Origin of the sequence: Amycolatopsis sp. MEPSY49 (assembly GCF_051337345.1) — a bacterium.
Lineage (GTDB): Bacteria > Actinomycetota > Actinomycetes > Mycobacteriales > Pseudonocardiaceae > Amycolatopsis.
Genome location: NZ_JBDLYJ010000007.1, coordinates 1 through 22,300 on the forward strand (window position 1 = coordinate 1; position 22,300 = coordinate 22,300).

The 22,300-nt window shown below is 71.9% G+C and carries 21 protein-coding genes; 17 read left to right on the plus strand and 4 right to left on the minus strand.

All coding sequences use genetic code 11. The features are described 5' to 3' along the window. Window positions 1-190 precede the first annotated feature (190 nt). The 4 genes from ABFJ78_RS28730 (at window position 191) to ABFJ78_RS28745 (ending at window position 3,511) form a co-directional block, all read left to right on the plus strand. Complete coding sequence (locus ABFJ78_RS28730; protein ID WP_436389713.1) at window positions 191-2,212, plus strand: type VII secretion-associated protein; 2,022 nt, start codon at window positions 191-193, stop codon at window positions 2,210-2,212. 18 nt (window positions 2,213-2,230) lie between these two features. Beyond that, window positions 2,231-2,587 (plus strand): hypothetical protein, encoded by a 357-nt coding sequence (locus ABFJ78_RS28735; protein ID WP_436389714.1) that lies wholly within the window; start codon window positions 2,231-2,233, stop codon window positions 2,585-2,587. A gap of 251 nt (window positions 2,588-2,838) precedes the next feature. Continuing rightward, the gene (locus tag ABFJ78_RS28740; protein ID WP_372672304.1) at window positions 2,839-3,156 is read left to right on the plus strand and encodes a WXG100 family type VII secretion target; all 318 of its coding nucleotides are present in this window, start codon (window positions 2,839-2,841) and stop codon (window positions 3,154-3,156) included. 61 nt (window positions 3,157-3,217) lie between these two features. Continuing rightward, window positions 3,218-3,511 carry a WXG100 family type VII secretion target gene (locus ABFJ78_RS28745; RefSeq protein ID WP_372672305.1) on the plus strand — a complete coding sequence of 98 codons (294 nt, stop codon included), beginning with the start codon at window positions 3,218-3,220 and terminating at the stop codon, window positions 3,509-3,511. Window positions 3,512-3,589: 78 nt separating this feature from the next. On the opposite strand, the gene ABFJ78_RS28750 is transcribed toward ABFJ78_RS28745, so the two are convergent. Both ABFJ78_RS28750 and ABFJ78_RS28755 read right to left on the minus strand, forming a co-directional pair. Beyond that, window positions 3,590-4,267: a DUF4333 domain-containing protein gene (locus ABFJ78_RS28750; protein WP_436389715.1), complete on the minus strand. Its 678-nt coding sequence runs from the start codon at window positions 4,265-4,267 to the stop codon at window positions 3,590-3,592. Between the two features lie 29 nt (window positions 4,268-4,296). Then, window positions 4,297-5,190, minus strand: coding sequence for a hypothetical protein (locus ABFJ78_RS28755; RefSeq protein ID WP_436389716.1), 894 nt, complete (start codon window positions 5,188-5,190; stop codon window positions 4,297-4,299). A gap of 262 nt (window positions 5,191-5,452) precedes the next feature. On the opposite strand from ABFJ78_RS28755, the gene rplM reads away from it, so the two are divergent. The 3 genes from rplM to glmM all read left to right on the plus strand — a co-directional run bounded on the left by rplM (window position 5,453) and on the right by glmM (window position 7,996). Beyond that, window positions 5,453-5,905 carry a 50S ribosomal protein L13 gene (gene rplM, locus ABFJ78_RS28760; RefSeq protein WP_086679273.1) on the plus strand — a complete coding sequence of 151 codons (453 nt, stop codon included), beginning with the start codon at window positions 5,453-5,455 and terminating at the stop codon, window positions 5,903-5,905. A gap of 14 nt (window positions 5,906-5,919) precedes the next feature. Continuing rightward, window positions 5,920-6,441 (plus strand): 30S ribosomal protein S9, encoded by a 522-nt coding sequence (gene rpsI / locus ABFJ78_RS28765; RefSeq protein ID WP_364284751.1) that lies wholly within the window; start codon window positions 5,920-5,922, stop codon window positions 6,439-6,441. Window positions 6,442-6,661: 220 nt separating this feature from the next. Further along, window positions 6,662-7,996, plus strand: coding sequence for a phosphoglucosamine mutase (gene glmM / locus ABFJ78_RS28770; protein WP_436389717.1), 1,335 nt, complete (start codon window positions 6,662-6,664; stop codon window positions 7,994-7,996). Here the strand turns inward: glmM and ABFJ78_RS28775 are convergent. Beyond that, on the minus strand, window positions 7,982-8,863 hold the full coding sequence (locus ABFJ78_RS28775; RefSeq protein ID WP_436389718.1) for a cytochrome P450: 882 nt from the start codon (window positions 8,861-8,863) through the stop codon (window positions 7,982-7,984). The genes glmM and ABFJ78_RS28775 overlap by 15 nt on opposite strands. Window positions 8,864-8,893: 30 nt before the next feature. Here ABFJ78_RS28775 and ABFJ78_RS28780 point away from each other — a divergent pair, with 30 nt between their 5' ends. The 5 genes from ABFJ78_RS28780 (at window position 8,894) to ABFJ78_RS28800 (ending at window position 14,168) form a co-directional block, all read left to right on the plus strand. After that, the gene (locus ABFJ78_RS28780) at window positions 8,894-10,441 is read left to right on the plus strand and encodes a fatty acyl-AMP ligase (protein WP_436389719.1); all 1,548 of its coding nucleotides are present in this window, start codon (window positions 8,894-8,896) and stop codon (window positions 10,439-10,441) included. After that, a complete protein-coding gene (locus tag ABFJ78_RS28785) occupies window positions 10,434-10,694 on the plus strand; it encodes an acyl carrier protein (RefSeq protein WP_372672311.1) in 261 nt (86 codons plus the stop codon). Before ABFJ78_RS28780 ends, ABFJ78_RS28785 begins: the two co-directional genes overlap by 8 nt. Window positions 10,695-10,835: 141 nt before the next feature. Beyond that, window positions 10,836-11,147, plus strand: a complete 312-nt coding sequence (locus ABFJ78_RS28790) for a hypothetical protein (RefSeq protein ID WP_436389720.1) — start codon at window positions 10,836-10,838, stop codon at window positions 11,145-11,147. Beyond that, complete coding sequence (locus tag ABFJ78_RS28795) at window positions 11,147-13,687, plus strand: WXG100 family type VII secretion target (protein WP_436389721.1); 2,541 nt, start codon at window positions 11,147-11,149, stop codon at window positions 13,685-13,687. The genes ABFJ78_RS28790 and ABFJ78_RS28795 overlap by 1 nt, the downstream gene beginning before the upstream one ends. A gap of 19 nt (window positions 13,688-13,706) precedes the next feature. Further along, window positions 13,707-14,168, plus strand: a complete 462-nt coding sequence (locus ABFJ78_RS28800) for a hypothetical protein (protein WP_436389722.1) — start codon at window positions 13,707-13,709, stop codon at window positions 14,166-14,168. Window positions 14,169-14,178: 10 nt separating this feature from the next. Here the strand turns inward: ABFJ78_RS28800 and ABFJ78_RS28805 are convergent, their stop codons facing one another. Beyond that, on the minus strand, window positions 14,179-15,003 hold the full coding sequence (locus ABFJ78_RS28805; RefSeq protein ID WP_436389723.1) for a dienelactone hydrolase family protein: 825 nt from the start codon (window positions 15,001-15,003) through the stop codon (window positions 14,179-14,181). 498 nt (window positions 15,004-15,501) lie between these two features. Between ABFJ78_RS28805 and glmS the strand changes: the two genes are divergently transcribed. The 5 genes from glmS (at window position 15,502) to ABFJ78_RS28830 (ending at window position 22,293) form a co-directional block, all read left to right on the plus strand. Continuing rightward, complete coding sequence (gene glmS, locus ABFJ78_RS28810; protein ID WP_436389724.1) at window positions 15,502-17,361, plus strand: glutamine--fructose-6-phosphate transaminase (isomerizing); 1,860 nt, start codon at window positions 15,502-15,504, stop codon at window positions 17,359-17,361. 15 nt (window positions 17,362-17,376) lie between these two features. Further along, the gene (locus ABFJ78_RS28815; protein ID WP_436389725.1) at window positions 17,377-18,816 is read left to right on the plus strand and encodes an NAD(P)H-hydrate dehydratase; all 1,440 of its coding nucleotides are present in this window, start codon (window positions 17,377-17,379) and stop codon (window positions 18,814-18,816) included. A gap of 134 nt (window positions 18,817-18,950) precedes the next feature. Then, window positions 18,951-19,784, plus strand: a complete 834-nt coding sequence (locus ABFJ78_RS28820; protein WP_436389726.1) for a DeoR/GlpR family DNA-binding transcription regulator — start codon at window positions 18,951-18,953, stop codon at window positions 19,782-19,784. Then, on the plus strand, window positions 19,774-21,201 hold the full coding sequence (xylB, locus tag ABFJ78_RS28825; RefSeq protein WP_436389727.1) for a xylulokinase: 1,428 nt from the start codon (window positions 19,774-19,776) through the stop codon (window positions 21,199-21,201). Before ABFJ78_RS28820 ends, xylB begins: the two co-directional genes overlap by 11 nt. 3 nt (window positions 21,202-21,204) lie before the next feature. After that, window positions 21,205-22,293 (plus strand): ABC transporter ATP-binding protein, encoded by a 1,089-nt coding sequence (locus tag ABFJ78_RS28830; RefSeq protein WP_372672320.1) that lies wholly within the window; start codon window positions 21,205-21,207, stop codon window positions 22,291-22,293. Window positions 22,294-22,300: the final 7 nt, after the last annotated feature.

Here is a 22,300-nt window from a genome sequence, read left to right on the forward strand (position 1 = left end):
ATGCCACCGGGGCGGGGCAACCTGCTGACCCGCAAGGCGGGCAAACAGCTGATCCAGGTGTCGTGGATCAACCCCGACTGACGACGGCGGCCGGACGCGCTCCCGGCGGGGTGGGTAGGTTCCACCCCGAGGGCGCGCCCGGCCGGCCGGGCGCGGGCGAACATTGCTGTGTTGTCTTCGGGAGCTGCTGGTGACGGTCCGGGTTGCGGTGGACTTCGGGACGTCGAGCACCTGCGTCGTCGCCTCGGTGAACGGGCGCGACCCGCAGGTCGTGGTGATCGACGGCCAGCCGCTGATGTCGTCGGCGGTGTTCGCGGCGGCGGACGGCACGCTGTTCGTCGGCCAGGAGGCCGAGCGGCAGGCGGCCGTCGATCCGTCGCGGTACGAGCCGAACCCGAAGCGCCGGATCGACGAAGGCGAGCTGCTGCTCGGCGACAGCGTCCTGCGCGTCACCGACGTCGTGCACGCCGTGCTGGGCCGCGCGGTCGCCGAGGCGCGCCGGCTGGCCGGCGAGGCCGAGGTCGACCTGCTGGTGCTGACCCACCCCGCGGACTGGGGTGCCATCCGCACCCGGCTGCTGCGGCAGGCGGCGGGCGGGCTGGCGCGCGAGGTCGCGCTGGTGCCCGAGCCGGTCGCGGCGGCGGTCTACCACGCGGCTACGTTCGCGCCGCAGGACGTGACGAACGACCGCACCGTCGAGTTCAGCGGCCGCCCCGGCGACGCGCTCGCGGTGCTGGACCTCGGCGGCGGCACGGTCGACGTCAGCGTCGTGCGGCGGCTGCCGCCGGACGCCGCGCGCGACCGGGCCGGCCGTCCGCAGCGCGGCGGCTTCCAGGTGCTCGCGACCCGGGGCGACCCCGCGTTCGGCGGCGCGGACATCGACCAGGCGCTGCTGGAGCACATCGGCTCGCTCGTGGCCGGTGCGGACCAGGACGCGTGGCGGCAGCTCGTCGAAGGGCGCGAGCTGGTCGACCGGCGCCGCCGCCGCGTCCTGCGCCAGGACGTGCGGGGCGCCAAGGAAACGCTGTCGCGGCACGCCTACACCGACGTGCCGATGCCGCCGCCGTTCGCCGACGCGCACGTCACGCGCGAAGACCTGGAGCGGCTGATCGCGGCGCCGCTCGGCCGCGCGGTGGAGCTGACGGTCGCGGCGATCGGCGACGCCGGGCTGCGGCCGAAGCAGCTCACGGCGATCTTCCTGGTCGGCGGGTCGAGCCGGATCCCGATGATCTCCAGGCTAGTGCACGAACGCACCGGCGTCGTGCCGACGAGCCTCGACCAGCCCGAGACGGTCGTCGCCCGCGGCGCGCTGCGGGCGGTGCTGGTCGATCCGGACCGCACGGGCGCCCTGCCCGGCGAAGCCATGGCACGCCTCGGCGCGGTCCCCGGCGGGGCCCTCAGCCCGGCCGCGCAGCGCACGGAGGTCGTCCGCCCCGGCGACGTCGCCCCGCGCCCCGCGGACCAGCGCCCGGCGCCGCCGCGCACACCGGCCGCCGTGCCGGTCCCGCCCGGGCCGGCCGGGTTCCCGAACCGCGCGGCCCCGCCGTCGCCGCCCCACGGGCAGCCGGCGGCCCGGCCGTGGACCCCGCCCGCCGGCCAGCCCGCCCAAAGCCCGCCGCCCGGCCACCGCCCCGGCGGCGCGACCGCGCAGCCGGAGCAGAAGAGCCGCAAGAAGCTGTGGGTGACCGCCGGCGTCGCCGTGGTCGTCGTGGCCGCGCTCGTCGCCGGTTTCCTGGTGTTCAAGAACTCGGGCGGCCAGGCGGAGACCGGCCGGACGCTTTCGCAGTACGACTTCAAGTTCGTCTCGCCCGAAGACTGGGTGCAGACCGACGACCGGGTCGCCGACCGGCAGGTCGTCGTCCACCCGCAGGAGTCCCGTGACGGCAACGATCTCCTGGTGGCGCAGGAGTTCGTCATGGACTACGACGCGACAGCGGACCCGCAGAAGCTGGTGGACTACCTCCGGAGCGGCGCGGAAAAGAAACCCGACCAGTACAGCGCGTTCAACCCGAGCCTGTCGTACGCGGGCAAGACGGTGATCGGCTACCACGAGGTCAAGGAGGACCGGCCCGACCTCCAGGTCGACTGGTACGTCGTCGCGAAGGGCCGGATCCGCGTCCACGTCGGCTGCCAGTACGCCACGGCGCAGCTGCGCGACCGGGTCGCCGCCGCGTGCACGCAGGCCGTGCGCACGGTCGAGATCCTCGGCTGAGAGAAAGGGGGGCACCCGGTGCCGTCCGAAGAGTTCGACAGCGCCGCGGCCGCCTTCCGGCGCACCGGCGAAGACGCGGTGACGCACGCCCGGCGCGTCGCCGGCACGGCGAAGGCGCGCACCTACCGGCACCACAGCGAAAACGCCGAACTGCTGAAGCGCAGCGGCCGCGGCGCGAAGTCCGGCGACCCGACGCCGGGAACGCTGCGCGCCGCCGCCGAACGGTTCCGCCGCGCCCGCGGGTTGTCGGTGCCGGCGGTTCCCGATCCCGCCGATTCGGTTCCTTCGCGTTCGCAATCCACCGCGCGTGCCCCTCGAACGGGTGACGAGGACGAAGACTTTTCCCAGATGCGAATCATGAAACGCGACGGCTGAACGCCGTCGGCGATTGCTGTGCGTGTGCTAACTCCGCTGGTGGGGAACGCTTTTTCGGGTGATGCTTCGCCGAGTCGGGGAGTTCGCGCAATACCCGTCGCGATCGGTTCCCGGGACGAGCGTTCACGCAAGCAACTACTTGCGGGCAAAGCACGACAAGGGGGAACCGGACGTGGCAGGGTCTGCGTCGTAGGGCCGTACAACGAACAAGACCCGGTACGGACAACCACGCTTACGAAGGGGGTTCCACCATGAGTGGATTCCAGGGAACACCGCAGCAGTTCACCGATGCCGAAGGCCGCGTGACCGAGGTCCGCACCGGCATGGACCAGAACCTCGCGACGCTGCGCGACCGCATCGAGGCCACCCGCGCCGGCTGGCAGGGCGAGGCGCAGAAGGCGTTCGACCACGTGATGATGCGGTTCGACGACGACGCCCGTCAGATGAACCAGGCGCTGCAGCGCATCGCCGACCTGCTCCGCGAGGCCGGTTCGAAGTACGAGCGTTCCGAGCAGCAGCAGCAGGAGACCATCGCGGCCCTGAACAAGGGCTTCGAGGCGCTCGGCTGAGCTCGATCCCTGAACTTTCCTTTCCCACACTCAAACTTTCTCAGCACAGAAGGAGCACATCATGCCTGATGGCGCCGGCATTGTCGTCAATTACGCCACCATCCACGCGGCCGCCGAGGACTGCAAGGCCACCGGCGGCGAGCTGCAGGCCGCTTTCGACCGCCTGAAGGACGACCTGAACCCGCTGGTCACCACCTGGACCGGTAACGCGAAGGAGTCCTACGACCAGGCGCAGCGCACCTGGGACCAGAAGTTCGAGGACCTGAAGCAGGTTCTGGCGCAGATCGCCGCCGCCCTGCCGCAGATCGCCGACGGCTACCAGAGCACGGACAACGCCGTCGAAGGCCTGTTCTGAGCCGGTAGTCCCGGAAACCACGGCGGGCCCGCACTCCGGTGCGGGGCCCGCCGTTTTCTGTTGCGCGGCAACGGAAACTCAGTGCGGCGCGCCGACCTCGTACTCGGGCCGGTCGTTGAGCACCCGCACGGTGACCTTCTTGTCCTGCCCGCCGATCTTCACGGTGCAGTCGAACGTCGTGCCGTTCTCGGCGGCTTCGTTCGCCGGGCACTGCGCGTTCGTCACGTCGGGCTCGCCGTAGCTTTCGTTGAGGACCTTGACCACACCGTCCTCAAGGGACTGTTGCTCGAGCACGTCGCCGCGGAACGCGCCCAGCAACCAGGCCAGCCCGCCGCCGACGGCGAGCACCAGGACCGCGGCGCCGGCGATCAGCAACGGCTTCTTCGACTTCGGCTTCTTCTGCGGCTCCGCCGCGAACGCGCCCAGGCCGCCGTACTGCGCCGGCTGGAACCCGCCGCCGTACTGCTGCTGCGGGAACTGCGCCGGCTGCCCGCCGCCGGGCGTGCCGGGCTGCTGCGGCGTCGGCTGGGAGGGCGGCTGCCACGGCCCGCTGTGCTGCCCCGGCTGCCACGGTCCCGAAAACGACCCGGAACCCTGCTGCGCGGGAGCCCACTGGCCGGTGTAGGAACCGGAAACCGCGCCGGGGTCGGCGTTCTGCTGCCACTGCCCGGCGTGCGGGCCGGTCGCGTGCTGCTGCTCGCCCTCCGGCCGGTTCGACGGGGGCTGCCACCACTGCGGGCCGGGCGGCTGGGTCATCGGAAATCACCTCGGGTCGTGGTCACGCGTCAGCTGCCCTGCGCTTCGCCGAGCCGGCGGTAGAAGTCGTTCATCGCCGCCCGGTCGGGCAGCACCGTGATCTGCGACGCGTCCGGCAGCTTCGGCATGTCCTGCAGGCTCGCCTTGCCGGTGAACCGGAAGTCGTACTTGAGCTCCAGGTTGTGGCCGTCGCCGGAGAACTTGGCGTCCATCACGAACGAGACCAGGCTGCCGTCGGGGTTCAGGGTGATCGTGGTCGGCACCATGGCCTTCTTCAGCTCCGGACCGACCTGGTCGACCAGGCTCTGCGGCAGGATCTCGACCTTGTTCTTCACGAAGATCCCGAACGGCACGTTCACGGTCAGCGCGGTCTTCCCGTCGCCGAGGCTCTTCGCGCCGCGGACCGCGCGCTTGTCCGCCTGGTAGGCGTCCACGGTCGAGTCCGCCATCCGGCACGGGGTCAGCACGCCGCCCCAGACGCACGGCTGGACCAGGCCGGCCTCCGGCTTCGGCATCGACACCCAGGCCGTCGGCGAGACGCCCTTCTGGACGTACACCGGGCCGAGGTAGGTGTACTCGACCGCGCCGTCGGCGGGCGTGTACGTGTCGATGATCTCGTCCGGGTTCTTCTGCGATCGGTGCCGCACCGCCCGGCTCTCCGGGCTGCCGGTGCGAGCCGACGTCACGGTGCTGTGGATCCACTTGTCGTCGAACTTGAAGTAGGCGTCCAGCGAGTTCGTGACGTCGCGGGTGTCGGTGATGGCGTCGCCGAGCTTGCCGATGATCTGCTCGAACTTGGCGCCGACGTAGTCCGCCGCGTCGTCGCCCTTCGGCAGGGCGGTGCCCGCCTTCGCCGTGCCGCAGGCGCTGACCAGGGCCAGGATGGCGCCCAGGACGAAGATCGCCGTCGGTCGTCTGCTCATGCGCGTCCCCTGCTCGGATGGTGCCGCCCGGATCGTCTCATCCTCGCGTGTCGGGGCGACGCGTGCAGGCACTTCGACGGGAAAACCGGGTAGAGTCCGGCTGCGCCCGGGCCGGTCGGAGCCTGAGAGGGGCGCTTCAACCCACCCCCGATGCACGGGTACGGTGGGCGGGCGGGTATCTTTACATGTCGTTGTGCGCTGCGGCGCGTAAGCGCTAGGCCCGCACAGAACCCACACGCAATGTTGACGACGAGGTAGACCCTTGCCCACGTACAGCCCCAAGCCCGGCGATCTCACTCGTGCCTGGCACGTGATCGACGCCGAGGATGTCGTGCTCGGAAGGCTGGCGACCGAGGTCGCCACGCTGCTGCGCGGCAAGCACAAGCCGACCTACGCCCCGCACGTGGACACCGGTGACTTCGTCATCATCGTCAACGCCGAGAAGGTCGCGCTCACCGGTAACAAGCGCGAGCAGAAGTTCGCGTACCGGCACAGCGGTTACCCGGGCGGTCTGCGGAAGCGCTCGTTCGGCGAGCTGCTCGACACCAAGCCCGAGCACCTGGTCGAGAAGGTCGTCAAGGGCATGCTGCCGAAGAACAAGCTCGGCCGCGCCCAGGCGAAGAAGCTGAAGGTGTATGCCGGCCCGCAGCACCCGCACGCCGCGCAGCAGCCGCAGGCGCGCGAGATCACCAAGATCGCGCAGGTCGCGCAGTGAGTGAGGAACAGTCTGTGACCAGCACCGAGACCGAGACCCCCGAGGTCGTCGAGGCCACCGAGGCGACCGAGACCGGCGCCGTCGCGACCAGCGAGACCCCGGTCGCCACCAGCGAGTCCGCTGCCGCGCCGCGCCCGTCGCGGGCCGCCGGCGGCAACGCGCAGACCGTCGGCCGCCGCAAGGAGGCCGTCGTCCGCGTGCGGGTCGTCCCGGGCACCGGCCAGTTCAAGCTCAACGGCCGCACCCTCGAGGAGTACTTCCCGAACAAGGTGCACCAGCAGCTCATCAAGGACCCGCTGGTCCTGGTCGAGAAGCCGGACTCGTTCGACATCTTCGCCAACCTGCACGGTGGCGGCGTCTCGGGTCAGGCGGGCGCGCTGCGCCTGGCGATCGCCCGTGCGCTCATCGAGGTCGACGCCGACGACCGCCCGGCCCTCAAGAAGGCCGGCTTCCTCACCCGTGACGCGCGCGCCACGGAGCGGAAGAAGTACGGCCTCAAGAAGGCCCGCAAGGCCCCGCAGTACAGCAAGCGCTGATCGCGCCTCTGGCGCAACCCACCGGAGCGCCCATCCGTCCATCGGATGGGCGCTCCGGTGTTTTCAAGATCGGGCGTTTTTCCGGGGTCCTGTTCTTTTCCGGGGGCTGTGTCGTATCCCCGCCTGGGAGCGACACTCGGGGGTGGAACAACGCGGTCCGTCAGGGTCGCTAGGTTGTCGTGGCGGTTCCACTGGGTGACCGCACTGAGGAGGTCCATCGATGGCACGCCTGTTCGGTACCGACGGGGTACGTGGCCTGGCCAACGGCGAGCTGACGCCGGAGCTCGCGCTGGCGCTGGCGGCCAGCGCCGCCCGCGTGCTCGCCGCGCACGACCGCTCGCACCGGCCGGTCGCGGTCGTCGGCCGCGACCCGCGCGCCAGCGGCGAGATGCTCGAGGCCGCCGTTGTCGCGGGCCTCACGTCCGCCGGGGCCGACGTCCTGCGCGTCGGCGTCCTGCCGACGCCCGCCGTCGCCTACCTGGTCGGTTCGCTCGAGGCCGACCTGGGCGTGATGATCTCCGCGTCGCACAACCCGATGCCCGACAACGGCATCAAGCTCTTCGCCGCGGGCGGGCACAAGCTCCCCGACGGCATCGAGGACGAGATCGAGGCCGGCCTCGCGGCGGGCAAGGTCCGCCCGACCGGTGCCGGTGTGGGCCGCGTCCACGACGTCGACGACGCCCTGGACCGCTACGCCACCCACCTGCTCGGCGCGACGCCGCACTCGCTCGCCGGGCTGAAGGTCGTCGTCGACTGCGCGAACGGCGCGTCGTCGGCCGCCGCTCCCGAGGTCTACCGCCGCGCCGGTGCCGAGGTCGTCGCGCTGCACGCGGAGCCCGACGGCATCAACATCAACGAGCACTGCGGCTCGAACCACCCCGAGAAGCTGCGCGAGGCGGTCGTCGCGCACGGCGCCGACCTGGGCATCGCCCACGACGGCGACGCCGACCGCTGCGTGGCCGTCGACTCCGCGGGCGAGCTCGTGGACGGCGACCAGATCATGGCCGTGCTGGCCCTCGCGCTGGCCGAGTCCGGCGAGCTGACCAAGGACACGCTGGTCGCGACCGTGATGAGCAACCTCGGCCTGCACCTGGCGATGAAGGCCCACGGCGTGCACGTCGTCACGACGGCGGTGGGCGACCGGTACGTCCTCGAGGAGCTGCGCGCGAGCGGCTACGCGCTGGGCGGCGAGCAGTCCGGCCACGTCGTGCTGCCGGCCCACGCGACCACGGGCGACGGCCTGCTGACGGCGCTGCGCCTGATGAGCCGCATGGCCGAGACGGGCAAGTCGCTGGCGGACCTGGCCGCGGTGATGAACCGGCTGCCGCAGGTCCTGGTGAACGTCCCGGTCGCGGACAAGGCGGCGGTCGCCGGCTCGTCCGAGGTCCGCGACGCGGTCGGCGCGGTCGAGGCCGAGCTGGGCGAGGAGGGCCGGGTGCTGCTGCGCCCGTCCGGCACCGAGCAGCTGGTCCGCGTGATGGTCGAGGCCCCGGCCCAGTCGACGGCCCAGGCCGCGGCCGACCGCCTGGCCGGCGTCGTCTCAGCGGTTTCCTGACCGGGTGACCACGGCCTTCGCCAGGCCGTGGAACACCGGGTGGGTCTTCCACGTCACCTCGCCGACCCCGCAGCCGCCGTCGAGGTGCTCGGCCAACGCCGTGAGCGCGGCCTCGCCCTCGGCCAGCGCGACTCCCGATCCCGGGCAGGCGTGCCGGCCCAGTCCGAACGGCAACCCGTCGGCCAGCGACACCGCGAGCGGCCCGTCCGGCCCGAACCGCAGGACGTACCGGGCCGGGCACACCGTCGTCACCAGGTCACGGACACTCCGCGGCCCCGAAGTCGCGAGTTCGAGACCCGCGCACGCCAGGAAGTTCAACGAGTTCTCGTAGGCCGCGTGCGCCAGCACGACGGCGTTGAGCGCCAGCTCGTCCTCGTCGAGCCGCCCGGCCGCGTGGGCCTCCCGCAACGCCGTCAGCCCGCCCGGCCCGGCCGGGGTCCGGCTCAGCTGCACCGCGAGCCGGAACGCCGCCGCCTGGCCGGCCCGGTCCGCGCCGCCGAAGACGTCGAGGTTCGCCGTCGTCGCCTCCAGGCGGTCCAGGAAGGCGTCGTCCAGGTCGACCCCGAGCACCGCCGACGTCACCAAGCCCGCCACGGGCCGCGCGAAGTCGCGGACGAGGTCGAACGACGGCCCCAGCCCGGCCACCACGGCCTCGATCCCGGCGAGCACCGGCGCCGGCAGGGGCTCCAGCCCGGCGATGATCTCCCGCAGCACCCCGCGGACCCGCGTGTGGCCGTCGCCGTCGCGCAGCAGCACGCTCGGCGAGCCGCCGCCGGGATCCGACGTCAGCTCGGGGGAGCGCAGGGCCCGCGCGCACGCGTCGCGGCCGGAGACCACGCCGATCCCCTGCCGCTCGAAGTCGTCCATCGCTTCGACACGGTAGGGCAGGATGGGCGCGTGCCGCCCGCAGCCGTCCCGGAAGAGGTCCTGACCACCCCGTTCACGGACCACCTGCTCCGCAACGCCGCCGCCGACCGGCCCGCGTTCACGTGCCGCACCTTCCCCGGCCCCGCCGACCACACCCTGACCTGGCCTCAGGTGCTCGCGCGCGTCCGCGGTGTCGCGCGGGAGCTGCGGCGCCGCACGCGGCCGGGCGACCGCGTGGCGATCGTCGCCCGGCAGGACCTCGGGTACGTCGTCGCCTTCCTCGGCACGCTCTACGCGGGGCGGATCGCGGTGCCGCTGTCGGTCCCGACCGGCCGGACCGGCCGCGCGCGGATCGACTCGGCGTTCGCGGACGCCACCCCGGCGGCCTGCCTGACCTCGAAGGACCTCCTGGACAAGCTCCCGCCGGTCACCGCTCTGGTCGTCGAGGACATCGAACCCGACGACGCCGAGCCGCCCGCCGAGGTGGCGATGAGCGACCCGGCGTACCTGCAGTACACGTCGGGCTCGACGAGCCGCCCGGCCGGCGCGGTGATCTCGCACCGCGCGCTGGTGGCCGCCTGCTGGCAGACGACGGAGTGCTACCACGCCGACGCGTCGACCAACCTGGCCGGCTGGGTGCCGTTCTTCCACGACATGGGCCTGGTCCTGCTCATCGGCACCCCGGTCTTCCTGGGCGCGCACTCGGTGTTCTTCACGCCGATGGAGTTCGTGCGCGACCCGCTGCGCTGGATCCGCCTGCTCGCCGAGCACCCCGGCGCGATCACCGCCGCGCCGAACTTCGCCTTCGACCTGACCGCGGAGGCCGCGGGCGAGCTGGCGGACGTCGACCTCTCGCACGTCAACTCCGTGCTCAACGGCAGCGAGCCGATCCGCGCGGCCAGCCTCGACGCCTTCCACCACGCCTTCGCGCGGTTCGGGCTGCCGCGCACCGCGCTCAAGCCGTGCTACGGCCTGGCCGAGGCGACGGTGTTCGTCGCGAGCGCGGGCGACGAGGGCCCGACGGTCACGGCGTTCGACGACGGCGAGCCGCGCGTCTCGGTGGGGCGGCCGTACGGCCAGCGGATCCGCATTGTCGACAAAGAGATCCAGGTGGCCGGCCCGAACGTCGCCGACGGCTACTGGGGCCGGCCGGACCGCGGCGACACCTTCACCGGCGACGGCTGGCTCCGCACCGGCGACCTCGGGTTCGTCCACGATGGACAGCTGTACGTCACCGGGCGGCTGAAGGACCTGATCATCGTCGACGGCCGCAACCACCACCCGCAGGACATCGAGGCCACCGTCGAGGCCGCCCACCCCGCCATCCGGGCGGCGCGCGTCGCCGCGTTCGCCGTGCGGGACGGCGGCGGCGAGGGCGTCGCGGTGGTGGCCGGCTGCACGGCGCCCGGCGCCGACGTCGAGACGGCCGTCCGGCGGGCCGTGTCCGCGGGGCACGACCTGCCGCTGCGCGCCCTCTGGCTGGTCCCGCCGGGCGCGGTGCCGCGGACCTCCAGCGGCAAGGTGTCCCGCGCCGCGGCCCGCGACCGGTGGTGGGGCGAGAATGGGCGCCATGGATGACGCGGGCGCCTACGCCGACGAGATCCGCAAGATCGTCTGCACCGCGCTGGAGATCCCGCCGGAGCGGCTCGGCGACACGACCCCGTTCGACGACATCGGCATGACGTCCCGGCAGCGCGTCCAGCTGCTCGCCCGGGTCGAGGTGCGCTACGGCGTGTCGGTGGACCTGGACGAGCTCGACCGGCTGGTGGACGTCCGCGGCGTCGCCGAAGTGATCTCCGAGGCGGTCGCCGCGCAGCGACCCACCGGCTGAGTGCACTTCGGCGAAGCCCAGGTAGGCCGCTCGACCGAACGCTAGACTCTGTGTGCATCTGCGACGGCACCGAACGGCGGCCGGGCGCGTCACAGTCCGGAAACCCGAACAGGGACTGTGGGATCGAAGGGGGCAGCGACCATGCCAAACGGTTATGAAGCGAGTTCGGAGGCGATGACGCGGGCGCAGGTCCGTCTGGCGGACGCCGCCGACGACCCGGCGACCGAGGCGTCGAAGGTCGCGCCGACCGAGATCATCGCCGGGGACTTCGGTCGCGTGCACCAGGAGAGCTTCGGCAAGTACAAGTCGGGCATCGACCAGATCGGCGCCGGCATGACCGGGCTGTCGAACGCGCTGATGAACCTCAGCTCCGGGATCGGCGCCGCGGGCTCCAAGTACAGCGCGCAGGAGCAGGACGCCGGCGCGCGGGCGAACGCGGCGGGGAGCAAGTAATGGCCGACTGGGCGGAAATCAAGAAGGTCCTCGACGACCCGAACGTCTCCATGGAGACGAAAACGGAGCTCATGGAGGAGTACGACCGCAACACCTTCAACTTCAACGAAGAAGAAGAGAAGTACGCCAAGCAGTACATCGAGAACTACTCCGACGACGGCGGCGACTACCGGGTCTTCGAAAACGACGACACCGACGAAATCCTCGCGCGGGCGAAGCAGGAGTCGGCGGCCAAGGGCAAGGAGCAGCAGGCCCAGACCGACCGCAAGAACCAGGCGAAGAAGAACCTCGACGGCATCGCGACCCCCACCCTGGGCGCCGGCGCGAAGACGTCGGACGAACTGCTCGACCAGGGCAACGTCACGGTCGACTTCCTGGCCCAGTGGACCGACGAGATCTGGAACAAGATCAAGGGCGGGTCGGGCCACATCGACTCGCAGAAGGACATCAAGGACAAGTTCCACGAGAACCGCGGCATCCAGTTCCAGAAGTTCCTCACCGAGGCCGACGACCTGAGCAAGGCCCACAAGGTCGTCGAGGACACGCTGGGCAAGAGCGACACCGAGCTCCAGACCCTCTTCGGGGAGTGGAAGGGCAAGGGCGCGAACGCGGCGGAGATCAAGTACGACGAGACGGTCAAGCCGCACGCCCAGGAGCTGTCGAAGCAGATCGACGGCGCCGCGAAGCTGATTCCGCAGACCGTGACGCACGTCTACGACGCCGTCAAGAAGAAGGTCGACGAGGTCCTGCAGCTGCACCGCACGACCATCGCCCAGGCCGACATCAACATGGCCCGCGACGTCCTCAAGATCGCCAACGGCGAGACCGAGGAGTTCGACGACTTCATGAAGGTCGCCGGCTGGGTCGACGCCGTCAACGCGAAGAACGGCAACCAGACCAACCTCGCCGAGCGGCTGCAGAACGACGACTGCGGCTTCAACGACGAGAACAAGGAGTACGGCCGCAACGTCTGCCGCTACTGGCGCGACGGCGCCTTCACGACCGAGTACCAGGGCCTGATCAACGCCTTCAACGGCTCCTGCAAGTCCGCCAAGGACACGATCGACCAGCAGTTCGGCGCGCTCGCGCGGTTCATGGACGGCTACCGCAACCAGCTCACCGAGGCCAAGAGCGACCCCGGCAAGGGCACCGACGACGGCGGCGGCGACAAGGGCAAGAAGGACGACGGCGGGGGCAAGGGCGGCGGCACGGGCGGCGGCACCGGGGGCGGGACCGGCGGCGGCACGGGCGGTGGCACGGGCGGCGGGGGCAGCACGACGCCGTCGGCGACCGAGCCGCCCAAGACCGAGGACCCGGCGAAGCCCGAGGACGGCAAGAACCCGATCACCGGCAAGCCCCTCGAGGTCGACCCGGACACCGGCAAGCCGTACCCGATCGACCCGACGACCGGCGAGGCCATCAAGGACATGGACGACACCGACACGGTGTCGGTCAAGAAGGGCGACAACACGATCGAGATGTCCGAGCCCGACAAGGAGGGCAAGCAGGACATCTCCGTGGACGACGGCCACGGCCACAAGAAGGACTACCACCTCGACTGGGGTGACGACGACAAGGCCGAGGCGGGCAAGGACGGCAAGGACGCGGCCAAGGACGGCAGCTTCGGCCCGCAGGGCTCGCAGGCGGCGGTCAAGGAGGGCCAGCCCTCCGCCGACGGCAGCTACAAGCCGGGCCCGGACGGCAAGATCCACATCCAGGACGGCAACCTCAAGATCACGGCCGAGCGGCCGGAGGGGCCGGACGGCCCGACGATCGTGACCGTCGACGACGGCAAGGGCGAGCCGACGACGTACACGCTCGACGAGAAGGACGACCCGAAGGCGAGCGACCTCAAGACCGACCCGGCGTCCGACACGGGCAAGCCGGGTGCGGTCGGCGCGGACATCCGGCACGACCGGGGCGCGGAGTCGGCGCTGACGAAGGACCCGGCGCCGGACAACCCCGACCCGGGCTTCACGCGGGGCGCGTCGAGCGAGGGCGGCTTCGTCGCCCCGGGTGGGCAGGACTTCTCCGGCGACTTCGGCGGCAGCGTCGGCGCGGAGCCGGCGGTGGCCACGGCCGACGCGGGTGTCGGCGGCGGCGACTCCGGGGTGGCCGGCGGTGGCGGCGGCGACGCGACGACCACGGCGGGGGCGAGCGACTTCGGGTCCGCCGTCACCGGCGGCGGGTCCGCGGACTTCGCCGGCGCGGTGTCGCTCGACCCGGGCGCGCAGACCGGCAGCGACACGTCAATCCCGATGTCCGACGGCGCCGGGCTGGGTGCGACCCCGGTCGACCCGGGCGCGCACGCCGCGGCCGCGAGCTCGTCGGGCGGCATGAGCGGGATGTCCGGCATGGGGGGCATGGGCATGATGGGTGGCGGCATGGGCGCCGCGCCGGGTGGTGGCGGTGGCGACCAGCAGCGCGGGCCCAGCCAGTACCGCATCGAGGGCGGCGTGTTCGAGACGAGCGGCGCCAAGGGCCGGATCAGCGGCTCGCTCGACGACGAGGGTGACCGTTCGATCCGGTACGACCGGTGACGAGGGCTGAGGAGGGGCGATGACCAGCGCCGAAGACCGGTACCGCGCGGCGATCTCGACGATGGACGCCGCGGCGCGGGAGCAGGACGAGCAGCGGGGCTTGCGCGAACGCCGTGTCGCCGAAGCCGAAACGCAGGCCCGCGAGGGGCTGAAGAACGAGCTGGCGGCCGCGCAGAAGTACGCCGAGCACATGGACGAGCTCAACAAGCGCAAGCAGAGCGCGGGTGGCTGGGCGACGGAGAAGACACTGGCCGACAAGGGCCGCGAGTCCCTGATGGAGTTCGGCGTCGAGGACGAGGAGGCCGACACCGGCCGCACGCCCTACCCGACGCCGAGCTACGGGACCCCGCTCCCGGCCGCGGTGGCACCGCCCGCACCGGAGCCTCCCGCGCCGCCGGCGCCGGAGCCGCCGAAGCGGGGCCGCCACGCGCGTCAGCCCGACGACGAGGACGACTTCTCCAGCACCAGCTGGCTGGTCTGACCCGCGCGCGTCAGTGCGCGGGTTCTTCCTCGCGCTCGATGGGGGCGCGCTTGACGTCCGCTTCGAGGAGGGGCCGGTACTTGTCGGTGCCGGTCAGGTGGGTGAGGAAGAACGCGGTGAACAGGGCCCGCGTGAGCTGTTGGGTCTTGCGGTGCGGCTTGCCGTGCATGATCAGCTGCGACCAGTGCTTGCCCTCGGTGACGCCCAGGTGGGTCGCCTTGCCGAGGGTGCGCAGCTGGACGTCTTCGCCGCCCCAGGCGTCGGTGATGGCCTCGGCGTGCCCGACCTTCGGGGCGACGAGGTCCTCTTCGGCGGCGAGGTGCAGGCCGGGGACGGTGATGGCCTTGGCCGCCTCGGTGGCGGGCGGCATCGTCTGAGCGGCGGTGATGGTGGCGACGGCCTTGATGCGCGGGTTTTCGGCCTGGGCGTCCTGAGCCGCGGCGAGGACGGCGGAGCCACCCCCGGTGGAGTGCCCGGCGAGGCCGAGCTTGGCCGGGTCGACGCTGATGCCGTCCGGCCCGAGCCGCACGGTGGTGACGACGTCGAGGGTGGTCAGCAGATCGGCGGCGAGCAACCGGTGCGACGGCAGCGGGCCTTTTTGCGTGGCCGGAGCGGCGGCGACGATGCCCCAGCTGGCGAGGTGGTGCAGCAGCTGCCGGTACCGATCGGGCGGCTGCAGCCACCCGTGCCCGAAGGCAAGAGCGGGCAACCCGAGCCCGGCGCGTGGTGTGTAGACGACGCCGGGCAGCCCGACCAGGGCAAGGTTGCCCCGCAGGACCTCGTGCGGACCCGGGTGCGTCAACTCCGCGAGCAGCTGCTTGGGCTTGCTGGCCATGCGGGAACCCTAGCGCCCGACCGCTGGTGAGGCGCGCCCGCCGCCCGGCGCGCCGCGGCGGCCCGGCCGGCGAGGTCATGAACGACTCGTTCAGGTCGCCGGACGCCATGAACGACCCTTTCATGACGTTCCGCCCGGGTCGGCTCACGTCGTGCCGGGCCGGGCTGCCGACGCGGTGAACGACCCGTTCATGTCATCGGGCGCGCTGAACGACCCGTTCATGACGTTCCGGCCGGTCACCGCCGCCCGCCCCGGGGGCACTGAGTCCCGAACCCGGTAGCCGGAGAGCGGAACCAGCACTCCACCCAGCCCCCTCCCACCACCCCGATCCGTAGTCACAATCGGGCGCCGGGGTGGCGGGACAACGACCGCGCCACGAACGCCCACGTGTGGGTGACACGGCATTGGTCCGAACCATGTCCACCGCCGTTGACGCAGGTCAAACCCGCTTTCCGGACCCCGTCAACCCGCCGAACATCCCTCGTTAGGCTGGTCCCCGTGTGTGGAATCGTGGGATATGTCGGGCACCGCCCGGCTCTGGACGTCGTCCTCGGCGGGCTCCGGCGCATGGAGTACCGCGGTTACGACTCGGCCGGGATCGCCGTGCTGGACGGTGGCGAACTGACCGTCGAGCGCAAGGCTGGCCGCCTCGCCAACCTGGAAGCCGAGCTCGACGAGGTCGGCCGGGACCGCTTCACCGGCACCGCCGGCATGGGCCACACCCGCTGGGCCACCCACGGCGCGCCGATCGACCGCAACTCGCACCCGCACCGGGACGCCTCGCAGCGCGTCGCCGTCGTGCACAACGGCATCATCGAAAACTTCGCCACCCTCCGCGCCGAGCTGGAAGCCGACGGCGTCGAGATGGCCAGTGACACCGACAGCGAGACCGCCGCCCACCTCGTCGCTCGCGCCTACACCGAAGGCGACTCCAAGGGCGACCTCGCCGCCAGCGTCGCCGCCGTCTGCCGGCGGCTCGAAGGCGCCTTCACCCTCGTCGTGACGCACGCCGACCAGCCGGACACCATCGTCGCCGCGCGGCGGTCGTCGCCGCTGGTCGTCGGGGTCGGGGAGGGCGAGCACTTCGTCGCCTCGGACGTCGCCGCCTTCATCGAGCACACCCGCGAGGCCGTCGAACTGGGCCAGGACCAGCTCGTCGTCATCACGCGCGAGGGCTACGAGGTCACCGACTTCCACGGCGACGCCGCCCAGGCCAAGCCGTTCACCGTCGACTGGGACCTCTCCGCCGCCGAAAAGGGCGGCCACGAGTACTTCATGCTCAAGGAGATCGAGGAGCAGCCGGAGGCGCTGGCCAACACGCTGCGCGGCCACTTCGAGTCCGGCCGGATCATCCTCGACGAGCAGCGCATCTCCGACCAAGACCTGCGCGACGTCGACAAGGTGTTCGTCGTCGCCTGCGGGTCGGCCTACCACTCCGGCCTGGTCGCCAAGTACGCCATCGAGCACTGGACGCGGTTGCCCGTCGAGGTCGAGTTGGCGAGCGAGTTCCGCTACCGCGATCCGGTCCTCGACCGCGACACGCTCGTCGTCGCCGTGAGCCAGTCCGGCGAGACGGCGGACACGCTCGAAGCCGTCCGGCACGCACGGGAGCAGAAAGCGCGCGTCCTGGCCGTCTGCAACACCAACGGCGCGCAGATCCCGCGTGAGTCCGACGCCGTCCTCTACACCCACGCCGGCCCCGAGATCGGCGTCGCGTCGACCAAGGCGTTCCTCGCCCAGATCGCGGCCAACTACCTGGTCGGCCTGGCGCTGGCGCAGGCCCGCGGCACGAAGTATCCGGACGAGGTCGCCCGCGAGTTCGCCGAGCTCGAGGCCATGCCCGCGGCCGTCCAAAAGGTACTGTCCACAGTGGATCAGGTGCGCGACCTCGGCCGCCGGATCGCGGACTCGAAGGCCGTCCTCTTCCTCGGCCGCCACGTCGGCTTCCCGGTCGCCCTCGAAGGCGCGCTGAAGCTCAAGGAACTCGCGTACATGCACGCCGAGGGCTTCGCGGCCGGCGAGCTCAAGCACGGCCCGATCGCGCTGATCGAAGACGGCCTGCCGGTCGTCGTCGTGATGCCGTCGCCCAAGGGGCGCGCGGTGCTGCACTCGAAGCTGGTGTCGAACATCAGCGAGATCCAGGCGCGCGGCGCCCGCACGATCGTGATCGCCGAAGAGGGCGACGAGACGGTCCGGCCGTTCGCCGACGAGCTCATCGAGGTCCCCGCGGTGCCGACGCTGCTGCAGCCGCTGGTCTCCACGGTGCCGCTGCAGGTCCTCGCCGCGGAGATCGCCCGCGCCCGCGGGTACGACGTCGACAAGCCGCGTAACCTGGCGAAGTCCGTGACTGTCGAGTAGCGGGAGGCCTTCGCCGTGCAGGGAATCTGGACCACGGAACGGATTCGCGAGGCGGAGGCCAGGGCGTTCGCCGTCACGCCGGAAGGCGAGCTGATGCGGCGGGCGTCGTTCGGGCTCGCGGTGCACATCGCGGACTTGCTCGAAGACCACACTGGTGGCGTCTCCGGCCACCGGGTCGTGCTGCTGGTCGGCTCCGGCGACAACGGTGGCGACGCCCTGTGGGCCGGGGCGTTCCTGCGCCGCCGCGGAGTGGCCGTCACGGCGATCCTGCTCAAGCCCGAGAAGGCGCACCCCGCGGGCCTGAAGGCCCTGAAGCGAGCGGGCGGCCGGGTCGTGTCCGCCGAGGACGGTCCACAGTGGATCGAACGCGCGGACGTCGTGGTCGACGGCATCGTCGGGATCTCCGGCAAAGGCGCCCTGCGCCCGGACGCCGCCCGGCTCGTCGAGCTGGTCGAGGCACCGATCGTCGCGGTGGACCTGCCGAGCGGCGTCGACCCGGACACCGGCGCGGTCGACGGCCCCGCGGTGCGGGCGGCCAAGACCGTCACCTTCGGCGCGCTGAAGCCGGTGCACGCGCTCGCGCCCGCCCACTGCGGCGAAGTCGTCCTGGTCGACATCGGCCTCGAGCTGGCGGACCCGGACCTGCGCCGGCTCGACATCGTGGACGTCGCCGCGGCGTGGCCGATCCCCGGACCGGAGGACGACAAGTACAGCCAGGGCGTGGTCGGCATCGCGGCGGGCTCGGCGACGTACCCGGGCGCGGCGGTGCTGGCGGCGGGCTCGGCCGTCCGCGCGACGGCGGGCATGGTCCGCTACGCCGGCCACGCGGCCGACGTCGTCCGGGCGCAGTGGCCGGAGATCATCGCGACGGGCACGGTCGCGGACGCGGGCCGCGTCCAGGCGTGGGCGGTCGGCCCGGGCATCGGCACGGGTTCGGAGGGCCGCGACGTCCTGCGGCACGTGCTGGGTCAGGGCGTCCCGGTGTGCGCGGACGCCGACGCGACGACGATCATCGCGAAGTCCCCGGAGGTCCTGGACGCGCGTGACCCGGACACGCCGCTGGTCCTGACCCCGCACGCGGGCGAGTACGAGCGGCTGATGGGCCGCAAGCCGGGCGCGGACCGCGTGACGGCGGCGCGCGAAGCGGCGAAGAAGTACGACGCGGTGGTGCTGCTGAAGGGGCACGTCACGGTGATCGCGGCCCCGGACGGCCGCGTCGCGCTGAACAAGCCGCACGGCGCCTGGCTGGCGACGGCGGGCTCAGGCGACGTGCTCTCAGGCCTGGTCGGCTCCCTCCTGGCCGCGGGCCTGGACCCCTGGCTGGCCGCGGCGGCCGCGGCGCACGTCCACTCCCTGGCGGGCGCGATCGCGGCCCAGAACGCCCCGACCTCGGCCTCGGCCCTGGTCCACGCGATCCCAGAGGCCCTCCGCTCGATCCGCTCCCTCACGCCCTGAACGTCACTTTCTCTACGAAAGTGATCCGGAGTTCCCGCTCCGGGTCCACTTTCGGGTGAAAGTGTTGGCTGGTTGCGAGAAGAGATATCGAGTTTTCTGTTAACTCTGGGCGATAAATCTGGTAAGAATGCCGTGTGAGCGGCGGCACAGCACCCGGAGACCGGAAGACCCGGCCGTCCGACGCCGTCGTCGAACAGCGGCGGCAGGACATCCTCGACCACGTCATCGAGCACGGCGAAGCCCGCATCGACGACCTGACCAGCCGGTTCAAGGTCAGCCTCATGACCATGCACCGCGACCTCGACGACCTCGCCGAGCGTCGCCTCCTGCGCAAGCTGCGCGGCAAGGTCGAGGCCTACCCCGCGCTCACCATCGAGACCGCCGCCCGCTTCCGCGACACCCTCCACCACGACGAGAAGGACGCTCTCGGCGAGGCCGCCGCGAAGCACGTCCAGCCCGGGCAGACCGTCTTCGTCGACGACTCCACGACCCTCCTCCCGTTGGTCAAGCGCCTGGCCGAGATCGACGCCCTCACCGTCGTCACGAACTCGCTGCACGCCGCGCGCCTGCTGGGCCCGAACAACGACGTCGTGCTCGCCGGCGGCCGGTACTCGCCCGAGTACGACTCCTGCGCCGGCCCCGAAGTCCTCAACCTGCTGGACTCGATCCGCGCCGACGTCTCGTTCGTCTCGGTGACGGCCGTCGCCGTCGGGCGGCTCTTCCACCCCGACCGCGACTACGCCGAACTCAAGAAGGCGGCCCTCAAAGTCGCCAACCAGAACGTCCTCGTCGTCGACCACTCGAAGTTCGGCCGGACCGCCACCTACGCGCACGGTGACGTCGGCGACTACGACCTGCTGATCACCGGCGAAGCCACGCCCACCGAGGAGATCGAGGCCGCGCTCAACGCGGGCACCGCGATCGAGATCGTCGAACACGTCGCAGAGGGGCAGCCCTATGACAGCTGAACTGGTCGCCGGCATCGACTCGTCCACGCAGTCGACCAAGGTCGTCGTGTGCGACGCCGAAACCGGCGAAATCGTCCGTACCGGCCGCGCGCCGCATCCCGAGGGCACCGAGGTCGACCCCGCCGCTTGGTGGGACGCCTTCCAAGAGGCCACCCGGGGCCTGCTCGACGACGTCAAGGCCATCGGCGTCGGCGGTCAGCAGCACGGCATGGTGACCCTCGACGAAGCCGGCGAGGTCGTCCGGCCCGCGCTGCTGTGGAACGACACCCGGTCCGCGCGCTCGGCCCTCGACCTCGTCGACGAGCTCGGCGGGCCGTCGGTCTGGGCGAAGTCCGTCGGCTCGGTGCCGGTCGCCAGCTTCACCGTGACGAAGCTGCGCTGGCTGGCCGACAACGAGCCCGAGCTCGCCGACCGCGTCGCCCGCGTGCTGCTCCCGCACGACTGGCTGACCTGGAAGCTCACCGGCGGCGACCCGGTCACCGACCGCGGTGACGCGTCCGGCACCGGCTACTTCTCGCCGTCCGACAACGCCTACCGCCTCGACGTCCTGAGCCACGCCTTCGGCGGCCGGACACCGGAGCTGCCCACCGTGCTCGGCCCGGCCGACGCCGCCGGCCACACCCCGGACGGTGTGCTCGTCTCGGCGGGCACGGGCGACAACATGGCCGCCGCGCTCGGGCTCGAACTGCGGGCCGGGGACGTCGTCGTCTCGCTCGGCACCAGCGGCACCGTGTTCGGCGTCGCCGAGGCCGGCGCGGCCGACGCGTCCGGCGAGGTCGCCGGGTTCGCCGACGCCACCGGCCGCTTCCTGCCGCTCGCCTGCACGCTCAACGCCGCCCGCGTCCTCACCGCGACGGCGTCGATGCTCGGCGCGACGCTGGGCGAGTTCGACCGGCTCGCCCTGACCGCCGAACCGGGTTCCGGGGGCCTGGCCTTCCTGCCCTACCTGGACGGCGAGCGCACCCCGAACCTCCCCGGCGCGACCGGCTCCCTGAGCGGTCTGACCAGGGACAACATGACTCCGCAGAACCTCGCGCGCAGCGCCGTCGAAGGCATGCTCTGCGGCCTCGCCGCCGGGCTCGACGCGGTGCGCGCGCACGGTCTCGACGTCCGGCGCGTGCTGCTGATCGGCGGCGGCGCGCAGTCGGCCGCCGTCCGCGCGGTCGCGCCGCTGGTGTTCGGCGTGCCCGTGCAGCTGCCCGAAGTCGCCGAGTACGTCGCCATCGGGGCGGCGCGCCAGGCGGCGTGGGCCCTGACTTCCAGTGCGGAACCCCCGTCCTGGCAGAAAAACAAGAAAGCGCTCGAGCTGGACGAGCCGACCGAGGCGCAGCGCGCCGAGGGCCACCGGATCCAGCAGCGCCACCTCGAAGCCCGCGAAGCGGCTTACGGGGTCCGGCGGAATCTCGGAGAGGACTGACCGATGGCTTCCATCACCTACGACAAGGCGACCCGGCGCTACCCGGGTTCGGAGCGCCCCGCGGTCGACGCGCTGGACCTGGAGATCGCCGACGGCGAGTTCCTGGTGCTGGTCGGCCCGTCCGGCTGCGGCAAGTCGACCAGCCTGCGCATGCTCGCCGGCCTCGAGGACATCGACGACGGCGCCGTCTGGATCGGCGACCGCGACGTCACGCAGCTGCCGCCGCGCTCGCGCGACATCGCGATGGTGTTCCAGAACTACGCGCTGTACCCGCACATGACGGTCGCCCAGAACATGGGCTTCGCGCTGAAGATCGCCGGCCGCCCCGCGTCCGAGATCAAGCAGAAGGTCCTCGAGGCCGCGAAGCTGCTGGACATCGAGCAGTACCTCGACCGCAAGCCGAAGGCGCTCTCCGGCGGTCAGCGCCAGCGCGTCGCGATGGGCCGCGCGATCGTCCGCGAGCCGCAGGTCTTCCTGATGGACGAGCCGCTGTCGAACCTCGACGCGAAGCTGCGTGTTTCGACGCGTACGCAGATCGCCGCGCTGCAGCGCCGCCTCGGCGTCACGACGGTGTACGTCACGCACGACCAGGTCGAGGCCATGACGATGGGTGACCGCGTCGCGGTGCTCTCGGACGGCCTGCTGCAGCAGTGCGACACCCCGCGCGCCCTGTACGACCGGCCCGCGAACGCTTTCGTCGCCGGGTTCATCGGCTCGCCCGCCATGAACCTCGTCACGGCGAAGCTGACGGCCGACGGCGCCGAGGTCGGTGGCGCGCGCGTGCCGCTGACCCGCGAGACCATCGCCGCCGCCGACGGCGACACCGTGACCCTCGGCTTCCGGCCGGAGGCCCTCGAGGTCGCCACCGGTGATGGCACCCTGCCGGTCAAGGTGGACCTGGTCGAGGAGCTCGGCTCGGACGCCTACGTCTACGGCAAGCTCGCCGAGACCGACGCGGCCGACAACAAGTCGAACGTCGTCGCCCGGGTCGACCCGCGCACGCCGCCCGCCATGGGCGACACGCTCAACCTGCGGATCCGCCCCGACGAGCTGCACGTGTTCTCGGCCACGTCCGGGCTGCGCCTGCCCTGACCTCGGG